Source organism: Pseudoalteromonas sp. Angola-7 (genome assembly GCF_028599255.1).
GTDB lineage: Bacteria > Pseudomonadota > Gammaproteobacteria > Enterobacterales > Alteromonadaceae > Pseudoalteromonas > Pseudoalteromonas atlantica.
On sequence record NZ_JAQREL010000016.1, the window covers coordinates 1 to 23,531 of the forward strand.

General features: G+C 42.0%; 16 protein-coding genes, 1 rRNA gene and 1 pseudogene. 9 read left to right on the top strand and 9 right to left on the bottom strand.

All coding sequences use genetic code 11. From position 1 onward, the window contains the following. The first annotated feature begins 4 nt into the window (after positions 1–4). Positions 5–119: ribosomal RNA gene (gene rrf / locus PSH50_RS17475) — 5S ribosomal RNA — on the top strand. Between the two features lie 151 nt (positions 120–270). Here the strand turns inward: rrf and PSH50_RS17480 are convergent. Next, the gene (locus PSH50_RS17480) at positions 271–798 is read right to left on the bottom strand and encodes a sugar O-acetyltransferase (protein WP_273609903.1); all 528 of its coding nucleotides are present in this window, start codon (positions 796–798) and stop codon (positions 271–273) included. A gap of 194 nt (positions 799–992) precedes the next feature. On the opposite strand from PSH50_RS17480, the gene PSH50_RS17485 reads away from it, so the two are divergent. The 5 genes from PSH50_RS17485 to PSH50_RS17505 all read left to right on the top strand — a co-directional run bounded on the left by PSH50_RS17485 (position 993) and on the right by PSH50_RS17505 (position 10,052). After that, on the top strand, positions 993–4,433 hold the full coding sequence (locus PSH50_RS17485; RefSeq protein WP_273609904.1) for a PKD domain-containing protein: 3,441 nt from the start codon (positions 993–995) through the stop codon (positions 4,431–4,433). Between the two features lie 184 nt (positions 4,434–4,617). After that, a complete protein-coding gene (locus tag PSH50_RS17490; RefSeq protein WP_256846392.1) occupies positions 4,618–5,382 on the top strand; it encodes a DeoR/GlpR family DNA-binding transcription regulator in 765 nt (254 codons plus the stop codon). 46 nt (positions 5,383–5,428) lie between these two features. Then, complete coding sequence (glmS, locus tag PSH50_RS17495; RefSeq protein WP_273609905.1) at positions 5,429–7,249, top strand: glutamine--fructose-6-phosphate transaminase (isomerizing); 1,821 nt, start codon at positions 5,429–5,431, stop codon at positions 7,247–7,249. Positions 7,250–7,360: 111 nt separating this feature from the next. After that, positions 7,361–8,548 carry an alpha/beta hydrolase-fold protein gene (locus PSH50_RS17500; RefSeq protein ID WP_273609906.1) on the top strand — a complete coding sequence of 396 codons (1,188 nt, stop codon included), beginning with the start codon at positions 7,361–7,363 and terminating at the stop codon, positions 8,546–8,548. Positions 8,549–8,753: 205 nt separating this feature from the next. Beyond that, on the top strand, positions 8,754–10,052 hold the full coding sequence (locus tag PSH50_RS17505) for a DEAD/DEAH box helicase (RefSeq protein ID WP_273609907.1): 1,299 nt from the start codon (positions 8,754–8,756) through the stop codon (positions 10,050–10,052). A gap of 99 nt (positions 10,053–10,151) precedes the next feature. On the opposite strand, the gene PSH50_RS17510 is transcribed toward PSH50_RS17505, so the two are convergent. Continuing rightward, the gene (locus tag PSH50_RS17510) at positions 10,152–13,373 is read right to left on the bottom strand and encodes a S41 family peptidase (RefSeq protein ID WP_273609908.1); all 3,222 of its coding nucleotides are present in this window, start codon (positions 13,371–13,373) and stop codon (positions 10,152–10,154) included. Between the two features lie 155 nt (positions 13,374–13,528). Then, positions 13,529–13,672, bottom strand: a pseudogene (locus PSH50_RS17515) (5-methyltetrahydrofolate--homocysteine methyltransferase); the annotation flags it as partial. A gap of 502 nt (positions 13,673–14,174) precedes the next feature. On the opposite strand from PSH50_RS17515, the gene PSH50_RS17520 reads away from it, so the two are divergent. Then, positions 14,175–15,011: an alpha/beta hydrolase gene (locus PSH50_RS17520; RefSeq protein WP_273609909.1), complete on the top strand. Its 837-nt coding sequence runs from the start codon at positions 14,175–14,177 to the stop codon at positions 15,009–15,011. A gap of 14 nt (positions 15,012–15,025) precedes the next feature. On the opposite strand, the gene PSH50_RS17525 is transcribed toward PSH50_RS17520, so the two are convergent. The 6 genes from PSH50_RS17525 to PSH50_RS17550 all read right to left on the bottom strand — a co-directional run bounded on the left by PSH50_RS17525 (position 15,026) and on the right by PSH50_RS17550 (position 20,360). Further along, complete coding sequence (locus tag PSH50_RS17525; RefSeq protein WP_273609910.1) at positions 15,026–15,928, bottom strand: homocysteine S-methyltransferase family protein; 903 nt, start codon at positions 15,926–15,928, stop codon at positions 15,026–15,028. 166 nt (positions 15,929–16,094) lie between these two features. After that, the gene (locus PSH50_RS17530; RefSeq protein ID WP_024034014.1) at positions 16,095–16,340 is read right to left on the bottom strand and encodes a DUF3297 family protein; all 246 of its coding nucleotides are present in this window, start codon (positions 16,338–16,340) and stop codon (positions 16,095–16,097) included. A gap of 83 nt (positions 16,341–16,423) precedes the next feature. Next, entirely contained in the window at positions 16,424–17,428 is a 1,005-nt protein-coding gene (locus tag PSH50_RS17535; protein ID WP_273609911.1) for a YeiH family protein, read from the bottom strand. Next, positions 17,428–18,423 carry a TauD/TfdA family dioxygenase gene (locus PSH50_RS17540; protein ID WP_273609912.1) on the bottom strand — a complete coding sequence of 332 codons (996 nt, stop codon included), beginning with the start codon at positions 18,421–18,423 and terminating at the stop codon, positions 17,428–17,430. The genes PSH50_RS17535 and PSH50_RS17540 overlap by 1 nt, the downstream gene beginning before the upstream one ends. Positions 18,424–18,432: 9 nt before the next feature. Further along, positions 18,433–19,395, bottom strand: a complete 963-nt coding sequence (locus PSH50_RS17545; RefSeq protein WP_029773103.1) for an aldo/keto reductase — start codon at positions 19,393–19,395, stop codon at positions 18,433–18,435. Between the two features lie 215 nt (positions 19,396–19,610). After that, complete coding sequence (locus PSH50_RS17550) at positions 19,611–20,360, bottom strand: GntR family transcriptional regulator (RefSeq protein ID WP_004586029.1); 750 nt, start codon at positions 20,358–20,360, stop codon at positions 19,611–19,613. Positions 20,361–20,563: 203 nt separating this feature from the next. On the opposite strand from PSH50_RS17550, the gene PSH50_RS17555 reads away from it, so the two are divergent. Together PSH50_RS17555 and PSH50_RS17560 are read left to right on the top strand one after the other, a co-directional pair. Further along, positions 20,564–21,298 (top strand): sulfite exporter TauE/SafE family protein, encoded by a 735-nt coding sequence (locus tag PSH50_RS17555; protein ID WP_024034010.1) that lies wholly within the window; start codon positions 20,564–20,566, stop codon positions 21,296–21,298. A gap of 107 nt (positions 21,299–21,405) precedes the next feature. Then, positions 21,406–23,466: an alpha-xylosidase gene (locus tag PSH50_RS17560; protein ID WP_273609913.1), complete on the top strand. Its 2,061-nt coding sequence runs from the start codon at positions 21,406–21,408 to the stop codon at positions 23,464–23,466. Positions 23,467–23,531: the final 65 nt, after the last annotated feature.

Genomic DNA, 23,531 nt, shown 5'->3' on the forward strand with positions numbered 1-23,531 from the left:
TTTGCTTGGTAACCATAGCGTTTTGGACCCACCTGACCCCATGCCGAACTCAGTAGTGAAACGAAACAGCGCCGATGATAGTGTAGCATTTGCTATGTGAAAGTAGGACATTGCCAGGCTCCAAATACAAGAAAGCCCGACTCGAAAGAGCCGGGCTTTTTTATGTCTGCAGAAAAGTGAAATGCGGATAATTAATGTACACTCACCTACTTCTAGAATGTAGGTCGGGCGAGCGTAGCGACTCCCGACGCAAAACAATATCGATTATAGTTATTGTGTTCTTATCTCACGAGCTGGATTACCAGCAACAACAGTATCCGCCTCTACATTTTTAGTAACTACAGATCCCGCACCAATAACACTGTTATCCCCAATGCATACGCCCGCTAAAATAATTGCACCTGCGCCAATCCATACGTTGCTGCCTATTGTAATAGGAGCAGTAAAGTTTTCTTTATTCAGTCGCTGTGTAGGGTTAACAGCATGGGATACAGTCAATAGCTGAACATTAGGGCCAATTAAGCAGTCATCACCAATGCTGATAGCTCCTTCACTAATTGGGGCATCTAATACCGTACAGTTAATGTTTATGAAGCTACGATCACCAATAGCTATTTGATTACCATAATCGCAATGAAAACCTGATTCTATAATTACGCCTTCACCACATTGAGCGAATAGCTCTTTAATGCGTTTTAAATTACCTTTACTCGGGCTTTTATTGAAGAGTCGGCATATTTCGCCTGTTTGTTTACGTAGGGCTAAAAGCTCTTTGTTTAAGCTATTAAATGGCTGCATTAATTTCGCTCTTTATTGGGTGTCCAATTACTGTTCTAGGTATTATCGCATGGTTATATATGTTTACTGGGATGATGTTGTAACTTTTATACTAAGGCCGAGGTGAAGAAGCTCCATGATCAATACTAGATTTTATTTTAAAGATTTTAAAAAAAAAGATAATGATGTAAAATTAATGTAACAGGGAGCAAGTGATGAAAATTAATAAATCAATCCAAGTACTATGTTTAATAACTCTTTTAAGTGGTTGTGGAGGAGGAGGTGGTGATACGAGTAAACCAGTTAATAATGATTCTGGCTCTTCAGGAAAAGCTGAATTTGTTAAGCCTGACTATCAAAATGCGCCTATTTATAACGGTGAAACATCTTTATTCGAAATAACAGCAAGTAATGTAACTCAACTAACTACTCAGTACTCATATTTACTAGATAGTCTTAATTCCATAGTATTTGGTGAGGATTATCAAAATCTATTTCTCCATGACCCAGTGCTAAGTAACCAATCTGATCATTTCGGTTGTGTTACAGGCTCTACTGTAATGAAAGAGGAAGAGGCTAATCAGCACTATATAATTACTTATAACAATTGCTCTGCTGCTGGGTGGGTTTTTAATGGGCAATCTGATATTTATATCGAAAGCTCTAACGCAGAATTTGTTCTTGAATATGGAATAGTACCCAATTTAACAATTAGTAACGAAGTGCTCGGTGTTGTCTACTCAACAGAAGGTTTTGCTATTGCTAGTAGCGAAGAGGAAAATAGTGACAGTAGCGCTATTGTAAATATCCTATTCAAAGGTTCAGACGAAAGCTCGCATGATATTCTATTTTCGGATGTAAGGCTTGATGCAGTTTTAGATGCAACTAATATTGGATATGGAATTGGTTTTAATGGTGATATTTATTTCAGTGATTTAGGAAAGTTAACAGTAAAAACGGACAAATTCTATCCCAATAATGATATAGCGTTGCCTCCGATTGTTGGTGCGCAATACAGCTTTGTATCACAAAATACTGCTTTAGCTGAGCTTAAGGGCAATGACATTTCGAGCATACGTTTAACTAATGAGTTTATACCACTAGAGTTTTATTTAGCAGATCTAGACGATGTTTATAACAATGAAATCAACTCTGCTCCTAGGGCTGATATTTTAGCCCCTGACTCAATTAGAAGAAACTCTATAATTACACTTGATGCATCGCAGTCCAAAGACCCTGATTTAGAACCATTGGGTTATGAGTGGAAATTAACAGCTTTTCCTGAAAATGCTAGCTGGCAGATTAGCACAGGGAGTAAAATAGAATTTCTTGGAGATCTACCTGGTCTTTATCGTATTTCGTTAACAGTTGTAGACCCAAGTGGCGCAGAAAATACTGCAGAGCATGAGTTCAAATTAGAAAAACTCCCTGCAATTGTTTCTGATATTACTGCATATGATGAAATAGAATTAGGTGAACACTATACAGCCATCATTAATTTGTCTAATGATGAAGTCGATGGTCCTTTTGAGTACAAAATAGCTTATGGGCCTAGTAATATCTCGATTTCAGAGCAAGGAGAGGTTAATTGGTTAAGCAACGCGCCTGACTTTGGTAGTAATTTAAAGGTAAATTTTGCTGTTGATATATCAAACTCTGATACTCAAACAAGAGCTAAGCATCAAATCAACCTTCACTCACGTGGTGGCGTAGATAATCACTCAGTTGGTTATGTGAACAACTCAACATCCGCTGTAGCTTCAATTAAGCTTTCGAACAATAAAAGGGGTGTATTACGCAGTAATGTTGATTATGTCTTAAATCTCAGTGAGACAGGGTTTCTAGAATACAATAAATGGATACCTCCCTTACCTTTAAATGCTGAGCATGTAGGTGCATTTCTTAATCAGTCAGGGACGCAACTAAATTGGCTCAGTATTACTTACAACCAAGAGGCAGCTAAACATCAAATATTTTTAAGTAATGAGGACTCGAGTAGTTTGCTCATAGATGATGTTTCGGCTGAGAATTATAACTCTATGGTATTTGATTACAACGGCGATGATATTGAAGATATCCTCCTTTCGGCGGGTCATTCGTATGATAGTTATTTTATTAATGGGAATGATCTTTCTATCACTAAGCTTATTGTTGCGCCGGACCTTTCACTTAATTATTCAAATAGCTTGATTCAAGTTTGTGATTTGAATAATGACGGCTTTAAAGAGTTAATTGATAGGGGAAGTATATTTGATGTCAAACAGAACAAATACCTGATAGAGCCATACTCTGAATATGAATTTAAGGCGTTTACCAGTGGTGGTGATTGTCGTGTAACTAGGTATAAAGCCTCCGATCACTATAGTGAACTAATATGGTGGGAAGATGGTGAACTGCAGGTTAGTATTGAAAAGTTTGAGACTAGTTTCCATGATGGAATTTCAATCGGCCTTGAGGTAGATAGCCCTTATAGTCATGTTTACTTTTCTAATTCAAAAGAGCTTCATTACTTTGATCAGCAGTGGCAACTGTTCTCTGTATCTATTGATGAAAACCCCTTTGGGAGAGTAATAGGAGCTGTTGATTTTGATAATGATGGAATACAGTCTTTATTAGTAAGCAAAACAGATAGTTTAGAAGGAAGTTATTTATACGAAGAATATACGATGCAAAGCTTTAGCTATGATAATGGGCGATGGCAGCTTGAGTATTCATCAGTGCCTCAAGGTCAACTTCCTAATCTTCATATAGTTGGTGCTGTTAATGATACGGTTAGCGTTTCAGATTTTGGCCGTTCGGCTCAGATAACGCACAATAATGCACCTGTTACTTTCACTGGAGAGATGCTGTTAACGCAAGATAATGAAAATCAAATTGAGTATTCATTAACTCAAATCAATAACGAGACATTCATTGTTAAACGAAACATAGGTTCAACCAGTGTAATTTGGCAAACTAGCGTTTCAGAAGTGACTTTTTCTAATTCGTATGATTTTTCTTTTACAGAGTCCGAAACACACTTGAGTTTTAAAAGTGGTACTAGATATTTCACAATTGTAAAACAAACAGGTGAAGTCGTATCAAGAGTCTTCTTTCCTTACTTGCCGTCTGAAGAGATGTCAAAAATAATAATAGGTTATTACGATTTAGGTATAGCTTTTTACGAAAACCCTAGCTTATCACCCATTTCAATTGACAGTAGCAATTGGCCTGTTCCTTTAGATTTCTTACAAGAATCAACAAGCCATGTAGCGCATGTACACGCTATCCAGCTAGATTCAGATCCTCAACTAGAGCTAATAATTGATTATCGTACTTTTGGTAGTTTCGATGAGGAAGGTGGTTTAATAGTATTAGATACGAAAACGAAAGCATTAGAAATTTTGGATGGGCAACAAACTAAGGGCTTTACAATTTACCACAAAGAGAAAATCCTCGATGAGGCTATAGGTGGTGTTTATGGCCGTAACTATTTGGCGCAGTACTCTATAGAAAAAACAATTAGCCTAGTGGATAAGTTATCAAATCAAGTTATTTGGGAGAGTCCACAAATCTCGAATAATTACCACGATGTACTAATTCAAAAAGATGAGCGTGATTCTTGGAGTTTATATATTTTAGGTAGTGAGTTTTTAACATACCCATATTTGAACTAAAAAATAATAGCGTGCTCAGTAATCTAGTTTCTAGCTCATTGAGCAAGCTAGAATGTTTCACCACATCTACATACTGTTAAATTAAAAAGCGCACATTGCGCTTTTTTTGCTCGTTCACTTGCCATTTAACTAGTTTCGTTTAGAATTGCACATCTTTCGAAACGAAACTTAATCTACGGGCTTTATGACCAAACGAAACACACAGCAACGCCGTCATTTAATACTTACTCAGGTAAATGAGCTAGGTGAAGTGGCTGTTGAAAAGCTTGCGGAGCAGTTTCAAACATCTGAAGTAACCATTCGTAAAGATTTAACTGCGCTTGAAAAAAGTGGCCTGTTACTGCGCCGTTACGGTGGTGCTATTGCACTGCCTAAAGAAATTGTAAGTGACGAAATAGACTCTAAGCGCAAGGTAGCAATAGCTAAGGCTGCTGCTGCACTTATAAAAGATCATAACCGCATTATTATTGATAGCGGGCGCACTACGGCCGCTATGATCCCAGAGCTTGCAAATAAGCGCGGGTTAGTTGTAATGACCAACGCGATTAAAGTAGCGAGCCGTTTACTATCACTTGAAAACGAGCCAACACTTTTAATGACTGGCGGAACATGGGATCCGCATTCTGAGTCGTTTCAGGGGCAAGTTGCCGAAAACGTATTATGCTCTTATGACTTTGATCAGCTATTTATTGGTGCAGACGGCATAGATGTAAAACGCGGCACGACTACCTTTAATGAGTTAGTCGGTTTAAGCCAAGTTATGGCAAAGGCCGCCCGTGAAGTAATAGTAATGGTTGAATCAGATAAGATTGGCCGAAAAATACCAAATTTAGAATTACCGTGGAAAATAGTAACCACCTTAATAACCGATACTGGCTTAGCAGCTGATAAACGCAAAGCGATTGAGGCGTGTGGTGTAAAACTAATTTGTGCAGAGATTATTGATTAGTAACTACAAAGTGAGTTACTAGAATTAAAAAATTAATGGAGACACTATGTGTGGAATAGTTGGGGCAGTTGCAGAACGTCCAGTAAACAAAATTTTAGTTGAAGGCCTTAAACGTCTTGAATACCGTGGCTACGACTCTGCCGGTGTAGCACTATTAGAAGGCTCTACGCTAAATACTGTAAAAGCAGTCGGTAAAGTTGTGAACGTAGAAGCCGCACTTGAGAAAGCAGGCGTTAGTGGTCATACAGGTATTGCACACACACGCTGGGCAACTCACGGTAGCGTTACTGAAGAAAACGCTCACCCGCATGTATCAAACAACCAACTAGCACTTGTACATAACGGTATTATTGAAAACCACGCAAGCTTACGCGCATCGCTTAAAGAAGAAGGCTACGAGTTCCTATCTGAAACAGATACCGAAGTTATGGTGCACTTAATTCATAAGCTTCGTAAGCAACACACTACGTTACTTGCATCTGTTCAAGCAGCGGTTAAGCAATTTGAAGGTGCGTTTGGTACCGTTGTATTTGATAAAGCAAACGACAACGAAATCATCGTAGCGCGCTCAGGTAGCCCGCTTGTTATAGGTTTAGGCCTTGGCGAAAACTTTATTGCCTCTGATCAGTTAGCACTATTACCCGTTACTCGTAGCTTTATCTTCTTAGAAGAAGGCGACGTAGCCCGTATTACTCGTGACACAGTAGAAATTTTTGATGAAAATGGCGATGCTGTAGAGCGTGAAGTTGTTGAATCAAACATCACGCAAGATGCTTCAGGCAAAGGCGATTACCGCCACTACATGCTAAAAGAAATCTACGAGCAACCACTTGCGGTACGCAATACCCTTGAAGGACGCTTAAACGACGACCGTGTAGCAATTGATGCCTTTGGCGACAGCGCTCAGCAAATATTTAAAGATGTAAAACACGTACAAATTATTGCCTGTGGTACGTCATACCATTCAGGTATGGTTGCACGTTACTGGCTTGAGCAATTTGCGGGTGTTAGCTGTAATGTAGAAATAGCTTCTGAATTTAGATACCGTCAGTCGTTTGTTCATGAAAATAGCTTACTTGTTACTATTTCTCAATCGGGTGAAACAGCCGATACGCTAGCTGCGTTACGCCTAGCTAAAGAGCAAGGTTACATGGCCTCAATGACCATTTGTAACGTACCGGGTTCATCGCTTGTGCGCGAATCTGACCTTGCCTTTATGACTAAAGCGGGCGCTGAAATTGGTGTAGCTTCTACTAAAGCGTTTACTACGCAGTTAGTTGGTTTGTTAATGCTTACTGCGTCTATAGCGCAAGAAAAACAGCTTGATCAAAGTGCTATTGTAGATGCTATAAAAGTACTTCCTGCTAAGCTTGAAGAAACATTGCTACTCGCTGATGGCATTGCAGACCTTGCAGAAGAATTTGCCGACAAACATCACTCACTATTTTTAGGTCGTGGCTCGCAATACCCAATTGCAATGGAAGGTGCGCTTAAACTTAAAGAGATTTCGTACATTCACGCAGAAGCCTACGCAGCGGGCGAGCTAAAGCATGGCCCACTTGCACTTATTGATGCCGACATGCCAATTATTGTTGTAGCACCAAACAATGAGCTATTAGAAAAGCTTAAATCAAACGTAGAAGAAGTACGCGCACGTGGCGGCATTATTTACGTATTCGCAGATAAAGATTCACACTTTGAGTCAGACGACACAATGCGTGTAATCAACGTAAACCACACTGACGACATTATTGCGCCAATTGTTTACACACTGCCATTACAGTTACTCTCGTATTACGTAGCGGTAATTAAAGGCACAGACGTTGACCAACCACGTAACTTAGCTAAATCGGTTACTGTTGAGTAAAATCAAAAGGTTGGTAATTACCTGTTAAAGATAAAAAGGCGCTTAATGCGCTTTTTTTGTACCTCAATGCCTGTTAGATTAAATAACACACTATTTTCTAAAGGATTAGTAATGCGTTTATTAACCGCTGTTTTTATATGTAGTTTATTTATATTTTATTCTAGTAGCACACTTGCAGAGCCTGATTTAAAACAGCAAACCATTAGTTATACGCAACAAACACATACTATTAAATCAGCCGTTTTAAATGAGCAACGTACCGTTGTTGTCCAGCTTCCAAAGAGTTATCAAGCTAATCCAAACAAAGTTTATCCGGTCATTTATCGCCTTGATGGCGCGGGTAATATACCACTTATAAGTGCAGTGATGGAGCGTTTACAAAATGATAATCGTGCGCCTGAGGTTATTATTGTCGCTATTGAAAACACCAATCGACTCAGAGATTTTTACCCCACAGTAAATAAAGAACCACAAGGCCCGGTAGGTGAAGGCGGTGGTGCAGCAAAGTTTTTAGCATTTATTGAGCAAGAGCTTATGCCCTTGATTAATAAAAGTTACCGTTCGCACAACTTTAATGTAATTGCTGGGGCTTCTGCGGCAGGCGTGTTTGCACTTTATACAATGCAAGCTAACCCTGAGCTTTTCCAAGCACACATTGCTTACAGCCCTGCGGTTTGGTGGAACTATGGCGCACCGGTAAAAGCGGCTAAGTCGTTTATCAATAAATCAAAAGATCTGAATAACTATGTTTATATAAATATTGGTGAAGAAGCCGGTATAATGCGTGAAAGGTACGATGAATTACAGCAATCACTGCAATCGCATAAAGTGCAAGGGTTACGCTTTTTTAGTGATGCGTTCAATGGTATCTCGCATGGCTTAACCTCTGCTGCAGGCATATTTAATGCCTATTACAACTTATTTTTACCTAAGCAAATGCCAATCAGTGCTTTAAGCGATGATATAGAATCTATTGATGCTTATTATCAAACATTATCTCAGCAATGGGGCGAGCAAATATCTCCACCAGATCGTGCTGTTAGATCACTCGGTTATAACTTAACGGGTAGCAAGCAGTTTACCCGTGCTATAGAAGTGTTTAAATACAATATAAAAAACCACCCAAAATCAGTCGATGCGCTTTCGGCCTTGTCCTACGTTTATGAAATGCAGGGCGATACTCGCCAAGCGCTTGAACAGATGGAATCTGCTTTAGCGATAGCAGACGACTCATATCCTTATATAAATTATTTAAGAGAAACAAAAGCTAGGTTACAAGCAGAACTTAGCAAGAACTAATAATATTGCTAACTTAGTTGTTGGCTTTTTATGAAAGCCTCTTTAAGTTTGGAGTGCTCACGGTGACAGTCAAAATTCCTCGAAGCTTGTAGCTCGACGCTCGCAGCCATTACTTAAACCACATTAAAATCACTAATCCCTACTTAATAAGCGCTAAATACGCTAAAATTACAGGCTACTTTTTTAGCAATAAGCCCACAATTTTATGACCTCAGCAACAAGCCCTAGCACCTTTAACGATCTTGGCCTTATTCCAGAGCTACAAGCTCGTTTAACCGATTTGGAATATAACCAACCTACGCCAATTCAAGCTAAGGCGATTCCAAGTGTACTGGCAGGTAGCGATTTAATTGCGGGGGCAAATACTGGCTCAGGTAAAACAGCGACGTTTGCATTGCCTATGCTACAAACCCTATTTGTAGAGCAAGGCGCTAAAAAAACAGCGAGCAAAGGTAACTTTGTCACTGGGCTTATTTTGGTACCTACGCGCGAGCTTGCTACGCAGGTGGCCGATAGCGTTAAATCGTATTCTGCTAACTTTAATGGCGCCATTAAAACGGTGGCGGTATTTGGTGGTGTGTCGGTTAATACACAAATGCAGGCTCTACGCGGCGGCGCCGATATTATCGTGGCAACACCAGGGCGTTTGCTCGATTTAATCTCAAGCAATGCTATTAAGCTCGATAAAGTAACAACCTTAGTGCTTGATGAAGCCGACCGCATGCTAAGCCTTGGCTTTACCGAAGAGCTTGCCGAGCTGTTAGCGCTTATGCCTGCTAAAAAACAAACTATGTTGTTTTCAGCAACCTTCCCAGAGCAAGTTACACAATTAACGCAAGAGCTGTTAACCAACCCAGTTGAAATACAAGTTCAAAGAAAAGACGAAAGCACGCTTGTACAGCGCGTATTTACAGTTAATAAAGGCGAAAAAACCACGGTTTTAGCGCATTTAATTAAGCAACACAAATGGCGCCAAGCACTTATTTTTGTAAACGCTAAAAAAGACTGTGAGCACTTAGCAGGTAAGCTTGAAAAGCGTGGTATTAACGCACAGGTATTTCATGGTGATAAAGGCCAAAGTGAGCGTACTCGGGTAATTGAAAAGTTTAAAGCTGGCGAAATAGAAGTACTTATAGCCACCGATATAGCAGCCCGTGGTTTAGACATTGCCAAACTACCTGTTGTTATTAACTTTAACTTACCGCGTAGCCCCGCTGATTACATGCACCGTATTGGCCGAAGCGGCCGTGCCGGTGAAGTTGGCCTAGCGTTATCACTGATTGATTATGAAGACTTTCATCACTTTAAAATAATCGAGAAAAAAAACAAACTGCGCTTAGAGCGTGAGGAAGTAACGGGTTTTGCGATAAACCAAGCAAATCTTGATGCAGCACAAGCACTTAAAAACGAAAAGCCAATGGCAAAGCCTGAAGGCACAGGTAAGAAAAAGAAGAAAAAATCCCACAAAGAAGATGATGTATGGAGCGGCTGGAGAAAAAGATAAGCCTTAATACATATAAGTTATTAAACTCGAATTAATAAAAACCCTGCAAATTATGCAGGGTTTTTTTATTGGTATTAGCTTGTTTAGCTCTGCAGAAAATTAAAACTTAGACGGAGCTGGTGGCACCACTAAAGGTTGCTTAGGATTTTCTTTAAGCTCCTTTAATAACTCCTGTACAGCACGTTCTATTGATGGATCTTGGCCTTTATAAATAAGCTCTGGGCGATCAACCACTTTAATATCAGGAGCAACGCCTTCGTTTTCTATAATCCAGTTACCTTGGGTATCTAAAATACGGAATGTAGCCGCAATAACTTGCCCGCCATCTACAAGAGCAGGGTTGCCAGAAATACCAATTAAGCCACCCCACGTACGCGTACCAATTAGCTTACCTAAACCCGCTTGGCGGAAGTAGTAAGGAATTGCGTCACCGCCTGAGCTTGAATAGCCGTTTATTAGCATTGCTTTAGGGCCGTCGTGCGCAAACTGTGGCGTTTTGGTCGGCTCTGTACCTCGGCGCTTCCAATAGTTAAGTGGTTTACGTGCAAGCCAAGTGATCATGTGCTCAGGAATATAGCCACCGCCATTGTAACGGTCATCAATAATCATGGCGTCTTTGGTGGTTTGCGGCATGTAATTTTTAAACATGGCGCGGTTACCTTCATACGCTGTATTTGGCAGGTGTACGTAGCCAATACGTCCATTTGATAGCTTATTAACGTAGGCTGCACGCGAGTTAACCCAATCTAAATAACGTAGACCTTGCTCACTGGCTACCGGTTTTACTGCTACTTGCCACGCACCTTTGCTACGCGGTTTACTGTTTAGCACCAGCTCCACTTGCTCGCCTTGGGTGTTTTCAAGGAGTTCGTAAAAGTTAGCAACGTCTTTAACCGAGCGGCCATTTACCGCAATAATATAATCGCCGTTATGTGCTTTTACACCAGTAGTCCCCAGCGGTGAGCGGAAATCGTCATGCCAGTTTTCACCTTTGAAAATTTGCTCTATTTTTACGTAACCCGATGGATCGCTTGCAAGCTTAGCGCCTAATAAACCGTGGTTTTTACGTTCTGCTTTTGGCATATCACCCGATTGCACGTAAATATGGCCGGAGTTAATTTCGCCAGCAATTTCGCTAAGTACGTAATCAAGGTCGCTACGGTGGCTAATAGCATCAGCCATAGGTTGGTATTTAGCTAAAATAGCATCCCAATCTTGGCCGTGATGGTTTTCGTCGTAGAACCAGTCACGCAGTGTGCGCCAGCCTTCTACGTACATTTGTTGCCACTCAGCTTGCGGGTTAATTTTAAGCGTCATTTTGCTTAAATCGAGCTTGTTGGCGTCTAGGTCTTGCTTGGGTTTAGGCTCAATTAAGCTGTAACCGCCGCTTGTATGTACAAGTAGGTGCTCGCTATTGCTCGATATAGTGTAATGGCTAACGCCTTTAGCCACGGTTTCTAGTTCGCTATCGTGCTCGGTGCCTATAAGTTGTAATCCGCCATTGGCAAGTGTAAGCACGCCGTCTTTTACTGCGGTTAAGCCACGGTAATCGCCAGCAGGAGCATTAAGCGCGGTAACACGCTGCATAAAGTCGCTGCTTTGCAGTGCGTTTTTAACTTTTTTGTCGTCTTCTTTTTCGTCGTCATCGTCTTTTACAATCGTGGTTTCGTCACTTTGTAAGGCAATAAGCGGTTTAACACTGTCGTTTACTGCAGCCGCATAAATACGGGTGGCGCGGTTAAACATGTAGTCAAACTCGTAGCTGCTAAACGCAAGGTTAAAGTCGCGCTCAGAGCTAAAGTAAAGATATTGGCCATCTGGCGAAAAGGTTGGGTTTTGCTCGTTACTCATTTCGTCTGTTAGGCGCGTTACCTTTTCTTTGTTAAGGTTGTAGTGCCACAGTGAGGCATAACGATTTTCGTTATTTTTAACATACACAATGTCTTGGCTGTTAGGCGACCACGTATATTGAGTAATGCCGTCTTCGTCGTAAATGCCGGTATCAATTTTGTGTTGCTTACCCGATTTTGCATCTAACCACCACAGTGTGTGGTTTTTATCTGCAAATAATAATTTTGAGCTATCGGGTGACCAAATAGGCGTAAAGCGCCAAATAGTGCCATTGCTAGTGAGCTGTTTAATGGCATTATTTTTACTGCGATCTTTTAAGTAAATTTCGTACTCGCCGCTTTCATCGCTCATGTAAGCAATGTAACGCCCATTTGGCGACCAACTTGCGTCTATTTCACGGCTTTTTTGAGTGTACGATAAGTTACGCGTAGGGCCTTGTTTAACAGGTACACTAAATAGCTCGCCACGGGCTGTAAATACAGCACGTTTGCCATCGTGAGAAATCGACATAGAATCAATAAAGTCGCTCACATTTTTGCTGTACGGCATAGCGTATTGGCGCACACCTGCAATGTTAATGCTCAGCTTAGTGCTTTTTTGTGTTTTTGCGTCAAAGCGATATAAGTAACCGCCGTTTTCGAACACAACCGCATTAGGGCCTGCTGAGGGCCAAAGTACGTCAAAGTTTTTAAAGTTGGTGAGCTTTTTAGGCTCACTGCCTTTGCGATATTGGTAAAGGTTTAGTGTGTAATCACGATCAGATACAAAATAAATATTGTCGCCAACCCAGGTAGGTTGCTGGTCGGTTGCACGGTTAGTAGTAAGTTGCTCTGAGGTGTTATTTTCTAAATCGTAAATCCATACATCTTGCGCGCGCCCGCCACGGGTGCGTTTCCAGGTACGAAACTCACGATCAATAGGCGTATAAACATACTTGCTACCATCTGGGGAGAGCATACCGCCGCCTGTTTCTGGAATAGCTAAAGGTTGCTCAAGGCCACCGTCTGCAGGGACCATATAAGGGCGACCCATACGTTTACCCCATGGTGTGCGGTTTGCTCTAAACACCACATTTTTACCATCGGCGGTCCAATCTAAAACGCGGTAATCAAAGCCACCACGCGGCGGCATTGGGCCAACATCGTTGTAGTATGTAAGCTGCTTAAGGCCTGAGCCATCGCTGTTAATTACATAAACTTGGCGGCTGCCGTTATACTCAGCCGAAAACGCAATACGCTTACCATCAGGAGAAAACTTAGGAAATGTTTCAAAACCAATGTGGTCGGTTAAACGTTTGCTTTCGCCGGTTTGTGTATTAGCAATATAAATATCGCCGCTGTAAACAAAGGTCACGTTTTGGTTATGAATATCAGGAAAGCGTAGTAAGCGAGTGTCTTTAGTTTCATAGGCCGATACGCTCGGTGCAATAACCGCAGCCAAGGCAAGCGCCAATGTTGTTAATTTTTTCATGGGATTACATCCTATATTAATAGCTGTTACATCATAACAATAAGGTGATAAATAGCGATGCACTTGCGATAAAAGGTCTGTTACAAAATGTGAATAAAAAAAGGTTGGCATTAAAACGCCAACCTTCAAGGGAGTACTCTTTTTAAAGAGTGAAATTAGTGGTCGTGGTCGTCTTCTTCTTCCTCTTGCGCAATACCAAGCCAAGTAATTGCACTAGGAGCAAAAGTAAGCTCAACCTCACTTTCAATTTCTAAGTCTTCAAGGTGTACTTGCACAACGTGCTGAGCAATAGGGTCGGCTTTTATTGCTGTAGCGCACTGGTTTAATTACAAGCAATGCCTTAAACAAAATGACGATAACTGCCCGTGTTCAAGCGCTGAATCTGATCAGGTAGCTTAGCGTTGTTAGTGCTACAAACAACTAACGTGTAGCACTTTAAATTAATCCCCTAGTGTTTAAATTTTTTAATAACCTAAAGCTAAAAGTGAGTTAAAGTAATCATCTAATATTGGTTTATTACGCTTGGCTTAGGTTAGGGCGTGCTGATCTTTGCGGATTGAAATTTGTTCAATCTAGGGGCGATTAAATCGCGGCGCGAGGTTTGCAACCTAGTGGGCTAAGTAAAAACCGAGTAACAAAGAGTTTATCGCCCCTAGGCAGAACCCGAAGGGCAGCGCATGTTTGGCATTTATGCTGCGTTATCGCCTATTTATGGGGAGTAACCACACTTCATAGGCTCTGCCTTGCCTAAAAACCAAACATACTGCTGCAAATTCAACCATCAAGGATCAACACGCCCTAATGAATATTGCTTTAAAATACTTACTGTTACTTTGCGCTTTTATGTGTTTTAAATTAAGCGCAAATACTCCGTACCAAATCCCTAGAAGTAGTGTTATTGAACTCACTGAGCCTATGACCAATCGGGTATATCCTGTTTTTATTCAGCTCCCTAAGTCATATAAAAAGCACCCTGAAAAAATATATCCAGTTATTTATTTAACCGATGCACCGTATACGTTCCCTATTGTGGCAGGTGCTACACGGTTTCCTATGAATAGCGGTAAAATGCAACAGGCTATTATAGTGGCCATTAGCTACGAAAAAGGCTCTAAAGGGTCTAATAGTCGAATTAGAGACTACACCCCAAACAAGGCTAAAAGTTGGAAAAAACAAACCGGTAACGCGCAAAACCACGCGCTGTTTTTAAAAAATACTGTATTGCCGTTTATACAAAGTAACTACCGAGCAAGTAGCACTCAAAAAACTTATATAGGTAATTCTTTAGGCGGTTTATTTGGTGCCACTATTTTATTTACGATGCCCGATTTATTTAGCAATTATATAATTGGCAGCCCATCAGTTTGGTTTAATAACAATGCGATTTTAGCGCTACAAGCACATAAGCCTAAAGTGCCTACAAAGGTTTATATATCGGTGGGAGCAAAGGAAACGCCACGCTTTGGTGAAGGGCAAAATATGGTGGAAGGGGCAAAGCAATTAACGCAAAAAATTAATGCACTTAGCAGTGACAATATTGAATTAAAAAGCGTTGTTGTTGAAGGGGCGAGCCATGCAACCGCTTTTCCTACTACAGCTATACAAGGGCTTGATTGGGTAACAGCAAACAAGCCCTAAAAGGCACTAAAAGCTTAAGCGCTTTCAAGTTCCTGTTTCCAGTTTACTAATACTTCAATAAATTCTGGGCCTATACCACAGCAGCCACCAATAATACTTGCGCCCTGGCTGTACCACGTTTTTGCAAAATCTAGGTATTCTGCAGGTGAAATATCACGATACGCCTGCGAGCCTTCGTTGGCTTTGTAATCGCTTGCGATAGGTGTAAAGCCATTAGCAAACGCGCCTAAAACAACGCTTTTATTTTGTTTAGCTAATACTGCGTTGGTATCGCTAAAGGCTTGCTCTATAACCTCAGGTATTGAGCAGTTAAAGAAAATACCAGTAACATTTTGTTCAAGCAAAGCCGCTACTGCGTCACTTACCAGCTCACCAGAGCGAAGTTTAGCTTGCTCGCTTACCACATCATTTAAGGTAAATGCGTAATAACATGGCTTGTTTGAGCCTTTAAGTACATTTGCCATAACGTGCGCTTCTTCAATGCTCGATATGGTTTCGCCAATCCATACATCTACGTGCTCGTCTTGCGCTTCATATAACGTATCTAAAATAGTAAAAGCGCGTTCGCTTTCAAATAGTTCAGGGCGATAAGAGCCAAATGCGGGTGGTAATGAGCCTGCTACTAATACATTTTGTTTAGCGTTTTGAGCTACGTCTTTTGCAATAATGGCCGCTTGCTGTGCAAGGGCCGCGCCTTGAGCTTGGTATAGCGCTTCACCTAAATGAAAGGGCACACAGGCATAACTATTAACGGTAATTATTTCAGCGCCTGCATTAATAAAACCTTGGTGAGCCTGCGTTACAAAATGTGGGGCTTCTATTAGGGCTTGTGCACTCCACAGTGGCTGGGTAAATGGTGCGCCAATGCGTTTAAGCTCGCGTCCCATGCCGCCATCTAAAATAGTTACTTTATTCATAAAGGATTTCTATACAACTAAACAATATGGCGCTATTCAACCATAATTTTTTTAGATTCATAATGAAACTTCGTCACCTTTAACATGAAAAAAGCTCAATGCTTTTTTACAGGCATAAAAAAAGCGACATCTCGCAAGAGAGTCGCTTATTTAAGTAGGCTAAACCTTACTTATAAAATACGTCTACCGTGCCTTTTACTTTCATAAGTAAAGGTTGGCCGCGGCGGTCTAGTGCTTTAGGTGCGGCAATTTTAATCCAACCTTCGCTAATGCAGTACTCTTCTACGTCAAAGCGTTCTTTGCCATTTAAGCTTACGCCAATTTCGTGTTCAAACACTTCTTCTACGTAATGCTTGCTACGTGGGTTAATAGAAAGCTGATCAGGTAATGCTGGTTTTGTTGAATCGGTCATGGTTTTAATCTTTATTAAAAAGTGATGCGCTATTGTAGGCAATCCACTCAATACGCTCAAGGTTTAATGCTTAGCTACTCAACTTAGCTACACAATACAAAGCCAAGTATTAACAGTGCTATCCAAATGGTTTCGGCAACAATCATAATTATTGGTTTTAGGCCCACCTCGGTGAGTTTGCCTAGGTTTGTTTTCATACCAATGGCGGCTATAGCGGCAATTAAAAAGAATCGAGAAAGCTCATTTGTGGTTTCAAGCACAATAGCGGGTAGGTTAAAGGTGCTGTTTATAATCATTAAAAATACAAAGCCAATTAAAAACCCCGGTACTTTTGGCAACTCGCCATGGTTACTTTTATTTGAGCGATTAATAACCACCATCATAATAAGTACTACAGGCAATAGCATAGCCACGCGTACTAGTTTGGTAAGTGTTGCTATATCGCCAGTTTCGGGCGATACCGAATAACCGGCACCCACTACTTGGGCTACATCGTGTATGGTGCCACCTAAAAATACGCCTGCGTTATGTGCATCAAATTCAAGGTAGTTAACCACAATAGGGTATAAAATCATTGCAATGGTCGACATGGCCGTTACGCCAATTACGGTAAGTAAGGTATCGCGCTCTTTATGCTCGCTGTTGGGCATAATAGATGAAATAGCCAGTGCTGCCGATGCGCCACAAATAGCGACTGAGCCACCGGTGAGTGCGCCAAAGCGTTTTTGTAACCCAAATACCCGTGCAAGTACAACCCCTAAAATAATGGTGGTAAATATAGCGCCAGCTAACATTAGCGCTGTTTGCCAGCCCAGTGTAACCAAATCGCCCAGTGCTATACGGGTGCCAAGTAATACAATGCCTACACGTAAAACCGTGGTACCGGTAAAGTCTATGCCTTTAGCGCACGGGCTGTCGCTTTGATATAAAAACGACACCGCCATCCCCAATAATAAAGCAAACAACATAGCGGGCGCGCCATAGTGTTCACTTAAAAATAAGGCAGCAAGGCCAGTCATTGCAGCAATGCTGGCCCCTTGCCATAACGGGGAAACTTTTACCTTTAGTGCACCGGTTAAGCTTTGCATTAGGCGTTAGCTGCTGTCAGTGCAACAAGCACTTGGCGTTTACGCTCGCCAGTAAATGGGCGGCGGCCATGCATAGCCATTTCGTTATCAACTAAGGCTACATCGCCATCTTGCCATGCTAAATCAAAGGTAAATTCTTTTGATAGCTCAACAATTTTTTCAAGCCCTTGTTTAGGAATGGCGCTACCATCGCCAAAGGTAATAGCAACCGATGGGTTTTCGCGAACGCCTTTCCAGCCCATGTAAGCGGCAATAAGTTGGTTATAAAAAACCTGTACGCCGTTTTCAAGGGTAACTACCGCAGGTAAAACCGGAGTAATTGCTTTTAAAGAGCCATCTTCTAGCCACTCCCACTCGTAACCTAGCTCGGTAAGTTTGCTGTGTGCTTCTTCTTTGGTTTCAACACTTAGGGTGCTTTTCCAGCTGCGACCTTGACCCGATGTAGCATCGTCGGCTGCGGGCATGTAAGTGGTGTACTTTAAGCCTTTTTGCTCAAAGTCATCGGCTAATTGGCTATCAAATTGCTTTAAAGCGCTAAATAATTTATCTGAGCGGCAAAGCGGTGTCGCCCCGCCTTCCTCAGCTGCAGATTTACAAAAAAAGAACAGCTTACTTGGCGAAATAGGTGTTTGTGCCATTTCGTGATGAAGGTAAATTTCTACATCTTTGGGGGCTTCGTTAGCGGTAAATACACGCTCGGTAAAATTAATACGTACCGCGTTAGATAGCGACTCTTGGTACGTAAAGTTGTCGTAATCAAACCCCGCTGAAAACGTATCAAAGGTTTCGGCGCTATCAACAGGAAAGCCTCTAAACAATACAGCGCCTGAGCTGCGTAGTTTTTTAGCCAACTCGCTTTTGTTAGCGCGAATAAAAGCTACCGCTTCTTCAACGGTGCTGGCGTTATTGTTATTAACTACAATGCACGGAAAAACCGAGTCATCAAACGTTAATTGAGTAGGCACTTGGGCATAGTTAAGTTCGGTAGCTGGCATTTTATTATCCTAATCGTAAATAGGGTGAAAACGGTTAAAGGCAGCTTCACAAAAGTGCCCCGGGTCGTTAAAACGGCGGTTACTATTAAGCGCAGAAATTTGCGCCATTTCTTGCTCTGTTAATTCAAAGTCGAACAGCGCGAGATTTTCTTTCATGCGTTCAAATTTAGAGGTTTTAGGAATAATGGCGGTGCCGCGTTGCACACCCCAGCGCAGTACAACTTGTGCTGGTGTTTTGCCATGATTTTGCGCCGCAGCTTTTACCACGCTTTGCTCAAGTACCGACTCAGTTTGATCGGCCATTTCAAGCTCAAGGTACGAAAGTGCACCCAGTGGTGAAAACGCCGTAACCGGAATATCGTACTGTTTGGCAAGCCTTACTAGTCGCTCTTGGGTTAAATAAGGGTGCGACTCAATTTGCAGCATGGCGGGTTTAATTGTGGCGTAGGTCATTAAATCGTGAATAAGCGCGCTTGAGTAGTTACACACACCAATGCGTTTTGCTTTGTTGTTATGTACTTGCTCTTCCATTGCTTGCCACGTTAAATGCAGCGGCACTTTTGCCAGCTCCATTTGTGGGTTTTGTGCATCTGGGTCTACAAACCACTCTGGTGGGTAGCGCGTTTCGATTGGTACAAACGTTTGCGCAATCGGAAAGTGAATTAAGTATAAGTCGAGGTAGTCGAGCTTTAAATCGCTCAAGGTTTTATCAATGGCAAGCTCTACATGCTCTGGCGCATGAAAGGTGTTCCATAGTTTTGATGTTACCCATAATTCTTCGCGGGTACATAGGCCGTCTTTTATTGCTTGAGCAATGCCATCGCCTACTTGTTCTTCGTTACCGTAGTCTGATGCGCAATCAAGATGGCGGTAACCTGCTTTAATAGCTTGGTACACCGTTTGCGCGCAATCTTCTTGTGCTACTTTCCATAAACCGAACCCGACTGGCGGGATGTTATTTAATGAACTCATTGGGAATTCCTGTTAAAATTGCATAATGACTTTGGTCTTGTATAAGACATAAGTTATTATACGAATCTAACAGTGTCAACACTATGTTAACCACAAGCGAATAAATGAAAGGTGTTAAAAAACCTACAGGCAGCAAAAAGGCAGCGTTTGCTGCCTTTAAAAATATTTAATAAGTATGCGCTAATATAACTTACTCGCAGCTAAAGCGCGGTTAATTAATCAAGTTCTATTTGGTAGTGGTAATGATCGCTTCGGCATTTGCTTAACCGGTACTCAATGCGTTTACCTTCGATTGATTCGGTAATGCGCGATACCAACAATAAAGGGTCACCGGCTTTAATAGCGAGCATTTTAGCGTCGGTTTCATCTGCTAAAACGGCTTTAATGCTGTCTTGGGTTTTATGCACGGTTTGGTTAAATTTGGTTTGGTAGTAATGATACAATGTGTGCGGAATATCACTACTTTGATGTATATCAGGAAAGAAACTTTGTGGTAGATATATAGTTTCGCTCATACAAAATTCGTTATCGAGAATGCGTCTGCGAACAAGCTTAGTGACTTTGTCTTTTTTATTAAGTTGCAGCGCATCAATAACATCTTGTGGTGCAGGGCAAAGCTCAACCGACAATAGCTCGGCTTTAGGTAGGTCGGCGCCTTTACCGTCGGCCTGTAGCGGAAAAAACCTAAACAGGGCATCTTGCGCGGTATGCTCAGATACAAACGTACCAACACCTTGGCGGCGAGTAACTATTTTATCGTCGGTTAATAAATTAAGCGCTTTACGCACAGTGCCTTGGCTTACGTTAAACTCTTCAGCAAGGCGAAACTCGCTCGGTAATACTTCGCCAGGTACCCAGCGTCTTTCAACAATGAGCTGTTTAATATAATCAGCCACTTGTAAGTAAAGTGGTTGAAAAGCCAAGCTTGGGCCACTTAATTTGTGATCAAACATAGAGTTACTCATTGTTATTTACCATTAAATTTAATCCACCTGTATTTATATCATAGGTGAAACTTTTTGCGCAGTTTTGCGCAAGCTCAATTAATTGTGAACTATTGCCGTGTAGTTTGTTTTTACATTATGCCTAAAAACAAATCGTTACACTACAATAGCGCACACGTAGGATATTTAAAGTGCTCAGTATTTCGTTAGAACTCATCTTGCTTATGGCGTTGTGCCTAAGCCTTGCCACCATAATGCAAACGCTTAGCGGGTTTGGCTTTGGGTTGCTGGTGGTTGCAAGCTTTACGTTGCTAGATGTTTTACCGCTCACTGCTACCACCTTTTTAGTGAGTTTATTGGGTTTAGTTAACTCAACCACTGTGGTGGTTAAAAATCGCAGTACAGTAAAAGTGCCCGAGCTTAAACTTATGTTGTATACCGGTATTCCGCTAATGCTGTTAGGTTTTATATTGCTTGAATATATGTCGGCGCATTTAACGCAGTTCTTAAACTTTATTTTAGGTATTAGTATTTTGCTTTGTTGTGGCTTAATGCTAATTGGCCGTGATAGAGCAAATAAGCAAAGCGGGCGTGGCTCGTTTTTAATTGCCGGCGGCGTAAGTGGCTTGCTGGGCGGGCTGTTTTCAACTTCGGGGCCGCCACTGGTGTTTCAGTGCTATAAACAAGCTTGGTCTATTGAGGCCATACGTAGCACCTTACTTGCGGTATTTACCATTGGTGGCTTAGTCCGTGTTGGTATTGCCTTATTTGGCACCTTACCCGAGCTCGACATTATGTTTTTAATTGCAGCGGCCATACCGCTGGTATTATTAGTAACGCAATTTGCTCGTAAATTAACGCCTTACGTTGATGCAAAATGGATTCGGATAATAGCAATTGCATTGCTTGGCCTAAGCGGGGTTTCGCTGGTGGCAACATCGGCACCGGGCATATTTTAAAAGTAACGATGTAAATAATTCATCTTAGGGTTATTTACATTGACATGGGGATTACAATTATTTAACTTGTGTCTTATACAAGACTAATAATTGGTTAAGGAACTCCCATGAATGCATTTGAATTACGTGAGCCAGACTGGAACGCAATAGAGCCAGCACGCTTAACTGCAGAGCCTAAATTACAAGGCCATGTGCTAGTTTTACCAACTCAATTTGGCGAGGTTAGCGTTACCATAAGCCAGTTTGGTTTACGTTTAAATGCAGGCTCCACGCATGACGAGACGTTTGAAATATTAACCACCACCCCTTCAAACTTACCGCTATCACTTAATAAATTAGACCAAGGCTTTACAGCCACCGCCGGTGAGTACCGCTTAGAATTTTACAGCGACCCTTTTTACTTTAAACTTTATAAAAACGATAAATTAGTACAGCAATCAGCAACCGATGGCCACTTTGTGCGCCAGCACCGTTTACCGCCACTGGCCAAAACCGATAACGGCTGGATTTTAAGCCTAGAGCTTAATTACGACGAAGCCGTTTACGGCCTTGGCGAAAAATGGGGCAAGCTTGATAAACGCGGCCAGCTTATTCGCTCATACAACCACGATGCGCTAGGCGTCAACGCCGAAAAGTCTTATAAAAACACACCGTATGCATGGAGCCCAGAGGGCTGGAATTTATTTGTACACACGCCGGCGCCCGTTACACATGGCGTAGGCTACGCACTTTGGTCGCAACGTGCTTATGTGTGTTTAGTAGAAGACGACGCGCTAGATGTATTTTTATACCAAGAGCAAACGCCTGCACAAAGTATTAATCGCTACTGCGAGCTAACTGGTTTTGCGCCGGTGCCACCGCAGTGGAGCTTGGGTGTTATTTTATCAAAAGCGTACTACAAAGATGCCGACGAGCTATTAAGTGTCGCCCGCGAAGTACGCGCTAAAAACATGCCGTGCGATGTAATTACCCTTGATGGCCGCGCATGGCAAGACACCGACACCCGCTTTGCCTTTGAATGGGACCCAACACGTTACGCCGACCCAAAACCTGTGCTTGATGAATTAAAAGCCATGGATTTTAAAATTTGCGTGTGGGAATACCCAATGATCTCGGTAAACAACCCATTATTTGCTAAAGCGGCCGAAAACGGCTGGCTAATAAAAGACAAACGCACAGGTAAAGCATATCAATACGAGTGGGATTTAAGCCCATTTGGCGAAGTACTTACGCCATTACCAGAGTCGGGTATTTTAGATTTTACTCATCCCGATGCTTACGAATACTGGCTGGAGTCGCACAAGCCATTGTTTGAGCTTGGCGTAGATATGATTAAAGCAGACTTTGGCGAACAGCTAGAAGACGAAAACATGGTATCGCACAGTGGCGACAGCGGCATAAGGCTACACAATGTTTATAGCATGCTGTATAACCGCTGCGTTTATGAAGCCGCCGAAAAATACTGTAAAACAGGGCCATTTTTGTTTAGCCGCTCAGCATGGACAGGCAGCCAACGTTTCCCAGCACAATGGGGCGGCGACCCACAGGCCGATTGGCAAGGTTTAGCGGCGAGTATTCGCGGTAGCTTAGCATGGGGCATGTCGGGCGGGCCATTTTTTGCAACCGACATTGGTGGTTTTTACAAAGACACCCGCGATGCAGAGCTTTATGTTCGCTGGGCGCAAGCGTCGGTATTTAGTGCACATATGCGCTTACATGGTATTGGCCCACGCGAACCGTGGTCATACACCGAGCAAGCAAGTGACGCTGTATTTGCAGCGCTTAAATTACGCTATCAGTTAATTCCGTACTTACAAGAATGTGCAGAGCAAGCGCAGCAAACAGGGCTGCCTATTCAGCGTGCTATGGCATTGGCGTTTCCTGATGACGTACTGGCACATAGTTTTGATCAGCAATTTATGTGCGGCGAAAAACTCCTTGTTGTGCCATGTGTTGTACCAAACGGTAAAGTTAAATTTTATTTACCACAAGGCGAGTGGGTGCGATTCCCTGATGGGCAGGCGTACCAAGGCGGCAAGTATTACGAAGAAACACTTGAGCTTACACAAATGGCCGTATTTGTTCGTAAAGGCGATACGCTCATGTTAGGCCCAGAGGTTCAACACACAGAGCAAGACATGAGCCAGCTAACAGCATGGCCAAAATAAAACTCGGTTAATAGCAAACACACACAACACACGTAACACACACAATAATAAAGATATTAGCTTAC